The organism is Streptomyces sp. LS1784 (assembly GCF_020103755.1).
In the GTDB taxonomy this organism is placed as follows: domain Bacteria; phylum Actinomycetota; class Actinomycetes; order Streptomycetales; family Streptomycetaceae; genus Kitasatospora.
The window spans coordinates 22,453-29,727 of sequence record NZ_JAHSQD010000040.1 but is presented as its reverse complement, the minus strand read 5'-3'; the positions used below and the strand labels follow the sequence as shown (position 1 = coordinate 29,727).

The 7,275-nt window shown below is 72.8% G+C and carries 2 protein-coding genes and 1 pseudogene; 1 reads left to right on the top strand and 2 read right to left on the bottom strand.

The features are described 5' to 3' along the window. A pseudogene (locus tag KS423_RS08010) lies at window positions 1–1,492 on the bottom strand (hypothetical protein); the annotation flags it as partial. 733 nt (window positions 1,493–2,225) lie between these two features. Further along, complete coding sequence (gene dnaE, locus KS423_RS08005; RefSeq protein ID WP_224276608.1) at window positions 2,226–5,828, bottom strand: DNA polymerase III subunit alpha; 3,603 nt, start codon at window positions 5,826–5,828, stop codon at window positions 2,226–2,228. A 145-nt stretch (window positions 5,829–5,973) separates the two neighbouring features. On the opposite strand from dnaE, the gene KS423_RS08000 reads away from it, so the two are divergent. After that, window positions 5,974–7,044 (top strand): LysR family transcriptional regulator, encoded by a 1,071-nt coding sequence (locus KS423_RS08000; protein WP_224276606.1) that lies wholly within the window; start codon window positions 5,974–5,976, stop codon window positions 7,042–7,044. Window positions 7,045–7,275 lie beyond the last annotated feature (231 nt).

The following is a 7,275-nucleotide window of genomic DNA, read 5'->3' as shown; positions in this document are numbered from 1 at the left end:
GGACGGCTGCGGCACGTCCGTGCAGCGGCCGGGTGGGGTCGCCGGCCGCTGCGGCGGAGAGCCGGGCGGCGGCCCGCCACTGGCTCGGGGTCCAGCGGCTCGCCGACCAGGTAGGGGGCAGGGTCGCCCGCTCCGGGCGCTTCAGGAACCTCCCGTACGGCGGCACGGGGGCGAGGAGCGGGTCGAGCAGGTCGGTGCGCCGTTCGGCCAGCACGTTCTGCACCGGCGACAGGACGGCGGCGGAGGGCTCGAGTTCGAGGATCTCGGCGACCCGGGCGCCGCGGGTGCGCGGGTCGTCCAGCCACAGGGCGGCGGCCGTCGTGAACGCGCCGTCCGACCCGAACCGGAGGGCGTGCAGGAGGAGTTCCTGCAGCTCGGGGACGCCTCGGGCCCGTCGGCCGAGCGAGCGGGCCAGGGCGAACAACAGCCAGTACTCTGCGGTGTCGGCCATGGTGTCCAGCCATGGCCGCAGGGTCGCGAACACGGCGTGTTCCTGGCCCCGCCGCAGCCGGTGCTCCAGTCGGCCGAGTTCGACCGTGCCGCTCTGCCCGGCGATCCGCCGCAGGCTCCGCAGTGCCCAGTCGACCAGCTCGGCCCCGTCGGCGACGGCGTGCTCGCGCAGCACCTCGGCGACCAGCCGCTGCAGGGCGGCTCGGGTGGCGTACGAGCAGTCGCGGGCGTCGACCGCGTCCCGCACGGCGGCGTCGAGGACGGGCACCGCCGCCGGGGTCAGCAACCGGGCGGGCACCTGGACGAGCGCGGTCAGCGCCGCGCAGCGCACCGGGTCCTGCTCGTTGCGCAGCCGCGCGAGCAGACCGAGGGTGTCCTGGATGGCGGCCCGGTCGTCGGAGGCTGCCGCGTTGGCGAGCAGGCCCGTCCAGGCGGCGGCCCGGTCGTCGGCGTCCGGGCGGGAAAGGGCCGCCCGCAGCTCCGGCTGGGCCTCCTCGGTGGGCAGGTAGGCCAGGACGGGGGCGATCTGGGCCCAGGGGCGGCCCTCGGCGCGGCGTGCGGCGACCTGCCGCCGTGCCTCGGCATGGCGGCGGGCGTGCGGGAACAGCGGTAGCAGCAAGGACAGTTCGGCCTCCCGCGGGAGGACGTCGGCGTACACGAGGTCGAGGAACGCGTCGCGCCGGCCCGGCGGAAGGGTGCGCAGCAGGGCGGCGAAGCAGCGGGGCGCGGCCAGCCAGTGGCGGCCGAGGGCGGGGAGTGAGGGCGGGTCGGCGCGCACGAGTCGGCGTAGTGTGCCGCTCGTGGGAGGTGTGGTGTACGGCCCGGCTGCGCCGCGCCGCGGGTCGGCGAGGATGCGGACGGTGCGTTCGGCGTCCGCGGTGGCCAGTGGCGGCAGATGATCACGGCGCAGCGGGAGGTCCGGACCGAACCGCTCCATCAGGTCGAGGACCCGTTCGGGGCGGGCCCGTACGGTGGCACCGAGGGCGTCGGCCAGGGCAGGCCACTGGCCCAGCCGCAACGTCTCGGGGCGCTCGGCGAGCACCTGTTCCAGGTGGTCGAGGACCTCGTCCGGGAAGCGTGCGGCGAGGGGGGGCGAGCGGTGCGGCGTGCGCGAGGTCGGGCAGGGTCCGGGCGACGAACGCGGGGCTGCAGGCGGAGAGCAGTCGGGCGGCCTCGGCGTCGCCCCACTCGGCGCGCAGGCGGCCCACCAGCCGCTCGGCGAGCCGGTGTCGGCGGCCGTGCCGGACGACCCGGGTCAGCTGCCTGCGCAGGGTGCAGGAGGCGCCGGTGAAGGCTTCCTCGATCGCCTCGTCCGGGATGCCCTGGGTGCGGGCGGCGCGCAGGGCGTATCCGCGGACCACCGGGTCGGGGTCGGTCAGCCGCTCGGTCAGGTGGCCGGTGGCGCGGCCGGCCGATGCCGCGAGCGCGGCCAGCCGCCGGCCGTATACGCCGGAGCGTTCCAGGTCGGACAGCAGCCAGGGAAGCTCGCCGTCGGGGTCGAGTTCCCGGGCCCTGCGGGCGAGGAGCCGTTGGCGCTCCGGGTGGGAGAGCGGGTCGAGGTCGGCGAGCAACTGATCGGCTTCGTGCGGCATGCGGTCATTCTGGCCGGGCGGAGCGGGTGTCTCCCACCGGATTTCCGCCGCCCGGCCCGGGTGGGCCGGAGGGCGGCCACGGCCGACGGCGGGTTCGCGCGGCGCCGGACGGGCGTCCACCGCTGTGAGGAACGCATGGGCGGGTTTTGACCTCGACGGCGGGCGGGAGTCCGGTCAGGGGTGTCATGCCGGGCCCGCCCAGGCCTCGGCGCCGAAGGCGGCCTTGATGTCGGAGACGATGGTGGTGGCGTTCACGGTGGCGGGCAGGCCGTAGACGGTCGTCTTGCGGGGGTCGCGCACGACGAGCCGCAGCGGGGTGTCGCCGGGGTGGGCGGCGAGGATCCGTTTGAGTTCGGCGACGGACTGTGGGGTGATCCGGTGGGCGGGCAGGAGGAGCCGGACCGGCGGCCTGCCGGTGTGCTCGGCCGCGGACAGGTCGAGCAGGGCGAGTTCCTTGCCGTGGAGGTTCAGGCTGCCGTCGCGGTCCTCGATCCGGCCGTGGACGGTGATGGCGTTGTCCTCGGCCAGGGCGTGCCGGACGAGCGGGTAGACGGCGGGGAAGAAGAGGACCTCCAGGCCGGCGTCGCGGTCGGCCAGGGTGGCGACGGCCCAGGGGTTGCCCTTCTTGGTGACCTTGTGCTGGAGGCTGGTGATCAGCCCGCTGAGCCGGACGTCGCCGGTGGTGCGGCCGGAGGTCAGGAGGTCGGCGATGGAGCAGTCGCGGGCGGCGGCGAGGACGTGCTCGGCGCCGTCGAGGGGGTGGGCGGAGACGTAGAGGCCGAGCATCTCCCGTTCGGTGGCCAGCAGTTGGCGGCGCGGCCATTCGGTGTCGTCGACTGGGATGTCGAGGCCCAGGGCGGCTGAGGTGTCGTCGGTGGCGGTGAGGCCGGTGAAGAGGTCGTGTTGGCCGAAGCCGGCCGCCTTCTTGACCGGGATGATCGCGTCGATGGCCCTCTCGTGAGCGGCGGCGAGGCCCTGGCGGGTGTGCCCGAGGGAGTCGAAGGCGCCCGCCTTGATCAGGGAGTCGACGGCTCGTTTGTTGAGGGCGGGCAGCTCGACCTTGTGGAGGAAGTCGGCGAAGGAGGTGAAGCGTCCCTTGTTGCGGCGGGCGTCGGTGATCGCCTCGATGACGCCGTCGCCGACGTTGCGCACCGAGCGCAGGCCGAACCTGACATCGTCACCGACGGCCGTGAACTCGGCGACCGATTCGTTGACGTCGGGCGGCAGGACGCGGACCCGGTTGCGCCGGGCGTCGGCCAGGTAGAGGGCGGCCTTGTCCTTGTCGTCGCCGACCGAGGTGAGCAGGGCGGCCATGAACTCGGCCGGGTGGTTGGCCTTGAGGTAGGCGGTCCAGTACGAGACGAGGCCGTAGCCGGCGGTGTGGGACTTGTTGAAGGCGTAGCCGGAGAACGGCAGCATCACGTCCCACAGGGCCTTGACCGCCTCGTCGGAGTAGCCGCCCGCCCGCATGCCGGCGTGGAACTTCTCCCACTCGGCGGCCAGGACCTCCGGTTTCTTCTTGCCCATCGCCCGGCGCAGCATGTCGGCGCCGCCCAGGGTGTAGCCGGCGAGTTGGCGGGCGATGGCCATGATCTGCTCCTGGTAGACGAGCAGGTGGTGGGTGGAGCCGAGGATGGGCTCCAGGGCCTGGTGGAGTTCGGGGTGGATCGGGGTTGGTTCCTGTTTGCCGTTCTGGCGCAGCGCGTAGTTGGTGTGGGCGTTGGCGGCCATCGGGCCTGGGCGGTAGAGGGCGTTGGCGGCGGCGATGTCCTCGAAGCGGGTGGGTTCCATCAGTCTGAGCAGGGCGCGCATGCCGGCGCCGTCGAGCTGGAAGACGCCGAGGGTGTTGGCGTCGGCCAGCAGCCGGTACGTCCTGGCGTCGTCGAGGGGGATGACGGTGGTGGTCGGTTCGCGGGTGGCGGGTGCGACGGTGGCCAGTCGGATGCCGCGGTTGGCGTGGATGTTCTCGATGGCCTGGTCGATGACGCCGAGGTTGCGCAGGCCCAGGAAGTCCATCTTGACCAGGCCCATGGCCTCGCAGGAGGGGTAGTCGAAGCCGGTGATCCGCGCGCCGTCGGCGGCGCGCATGTGCAGGGGGATGCGGTCGGTGAGTTTCGTCTTGGAGAGGATGACGGCGGCCGCGTGGACACCGGTGCCGCGGGTGAGGCCCTCGACCCCACGGGCGGTGTCGATCACCCGGCGCACGTCCGGCTCGTTCTCGTACAGCCGTCGGACCTCGCCGGCTTCCGCGTACCGGGGGTGGGCGGGGTCGAAGATCGCGGCGAGCGGGGCGGGCTTGCCGTTCTGGTCGGGCGGCAGTGCCTTGGTGATGCGCTCGCCGTGCGCGTAGGGGTAGCCCAGGATGCGGGAGGAGTCCTTGATGGCGTTCTTGGCCTTGATCCTGCCGAAGGTGTTGACCAGCGCGGTGTACTCGTCGCCGTACTTGTCGATGACGTAGCGGACCATGCGCTCGCGTTGGCGGTCGTCGAAGTCGAGGTCGACGTCGGGCGGGTTGATGCGTTCGGGGTTGAGGAAGCGCTCGAAGAGCAGGCCGTGTTCCAGCGGGCACAGTTCGGTGATGCGGGTGGCGTAGGCGACGATGGATCCGGTGGCCGAGCCACGGCCGGGGCCGAGCGGGATCCGGTTGTCCCGGGCGAAGCGGCAGATGTCGGCGACGACCAGGAAGTAGGAGCTGAAGCCCATCGGGCCGATGACGGTCATCTCGGTCTCGAAGCGCTCCAGCACGTGCGGGGGGACCGGGTCGCCGTAGCGGGCGGCCAGTCCCTTGAGGACCTCCTTGCGCAGCCAGGACTCCTGGGTCTCGCCATCGGGGACGTCCGGGTACTGCGGCATCTCGTCGACGTGGTCGAAGACCTCGCCGTAGGACTCGATCCGCTCGGCGACGAGCAGCGTGTTGTCGCAGGCCTGCGGGAGTTCGGCGAAGAGCGTGCGCATCTCCTCGGGCGTCTTGAGGTAGTAGCCGGAGCCGTTGAAGCGGAAGCGGTCGGGGGCGTCCTTGTTCTTGCCGACGCCGATGCACAGCAGGTTGTCGTGGGCGTCGGCCTGGTCCTCGGTGGTGTAGTGCGCGTCGTTGGTCGCCAGCAGGGGGATGTCCAACTCGCTGGCGAGCCGCAGTAGTCGGTGGCGGACGCCGTGCTCGATGGGCAGGCCGTGGTCCATCAGCTCCAGGAAGTAGTTCTCCCGCCCGAAGATCTCCTGGTAGGCCGCGGCGGCGGCCTTCGCCTCGTCGTACTGGTCGAGCCGCAGCCGGGTCTGGACCTCGCCGGAGGGGCAGCCGGTGGTGGCGATGATGCCGTGCGGCCGTGCGGCGATCAGCTCGCGGTCCATCCGCGGCTTGCCCGCCGGGAACTGGCCCTCGTAGCTGGCCTGTGTGCTGAGCCAGAACAGGTTCCGCAGGCCCTGGGCGGTGCTCGCCCACATGGTCATGTGTGTGAAGCGGCCGCCGCCGGAGACGTCCTTGGAGCCCTCTCCGTCCTCGCCCGTGGCGCGGCGGCCGCCCTGCCCCCAGAACTCGCGTGTGCGGGCGAAGCGTGAGGAGGGAGCCATGTACGCCTCGATCCCGATGATCGGCTTGACGTCCGCGAAGTCCTTCGCGACCCGGGCGAACTCGTGGGCCCCGAACATGTTCCCGTGGTCGCTCATCGCGACGGCGGGCATCCGCTGCCGTGCCACCTCGCCGAACATCGGCCGCAGGCTCTGGGCGCCGTCCAGCATCGAGTACTCGGTGTGGTTGTGCAGGTGGACGAAGGAACCGGGACCAGGCATGCGTGGGCCACCTCCTGACTGGGGCGTCTTGTCGGGTACAACCGTCCGTTGACCCGGATCATCTAAATCGAGGCAGTGACGGGGGATCAAACAACCAGATGGCGGGTGAGCCACAAGCGATGCTTGTATCGGTAGGTTGTCAGGTGTGGACCTCAACGCTGTGCGCACGTTCGTCGCCGTCACCGAGGCCGGCCGGTTCCAGGGGGCCGCGGACGACCTCCGCCTCACCCAGCAGGCCGTCTCCCGGCGCATCGCCGTCCTGGAACAGGACCTCGGGGTGCGGCTGTTCGAGCGGACGGGGCGCGGCGTCGAGCTGAGCGTCGACGGCCAGGCCTTCCTCCCCCACGCCCGCACCCTGCTCCGGGCCGAGGAACGCGCGGTCGCGTCGGTGCGCCCGGGGGCCCGCGCCCTGCGCGTCGACGTGGTCGGTCACCGGGTCGGCCCCTCCGGGCTGCTGCGGGACTTCCACACCGCCCGTCCCGACCTGCCCCTGGACGTGGTGACCCTCTTCGACCTCGACCAGGCCGTCGCCGCCCTGCGGGCGGGCTCCGTCGACGCCACCTTCCGCGCCGTCCTCGCCCCCGGGCGCCCTCTGCCCGAAGACATCGAACGCATCGCGGTGTACGACGAGGCCCTCCAGCTGTGCGTCGGCCCCGCACACCCCCTGGCCCGCGCCGCGGCGGTCACACCGGTGCAGCTCGCCGGACAGCGCGCCTGGATGCCCGGCAACGCCCCCGGAACCGAATGGGCCGCCTACTACGACAGGTTCGCGGCCGCCTTCGGCATCACCCTCGACACCATCGGACCCGACTTCGGCATCGAGGCACTCCTCGACACCATCGCCGGCTCCGACTCGCTGGCCACCTTCCTCGGCGAGCGGACCCCGCTCGTCTGGCCGCCCGGCCACGACCTGCGGCGCATCCCCCTGCACCACCCCACCCCGGTCTACCCCCACTCGCTCCTCTGGCACGCGGACAACCCCCACCCGGCCCTCGCCGCCCTGCGCGACTACCTCACCGCGGTGCGACCGCACCGGGACGACGGCACCACCTGGGTGCCGGGACTGGCCAAAGAGGCCGTCGCGGTGCCGGCCCCGCCCCCGACCCGCGCCGACCGGCCCCTCACCGCACCGTCCGCGGATCCGGCAGCTCCGCCGGCAGTGGACGCCTCTCGTGCGCCCGGGGCACCCGGAACCAGCCCGTGCGACAGGCGATGACGGCCCGGGACCGGAACCGGGACCCGTCCTGGCCGAACCAGGCCGGTCGTGGGACGGGCGGGCGGCCAGGCCGAACACCACCGACGCCGGGACCGTGCGGGACGGGTCGTTCCGGTGACCAGCCGGCCGGCGTCCCGGGCGGCGTCGTCAATCTCCGAGCGGACCATCCCGAGTACCTGCCCGGCAGCATCCGGCCCGACGGCGCCCTCCGGTCGCCACGTCTTGCGCCGC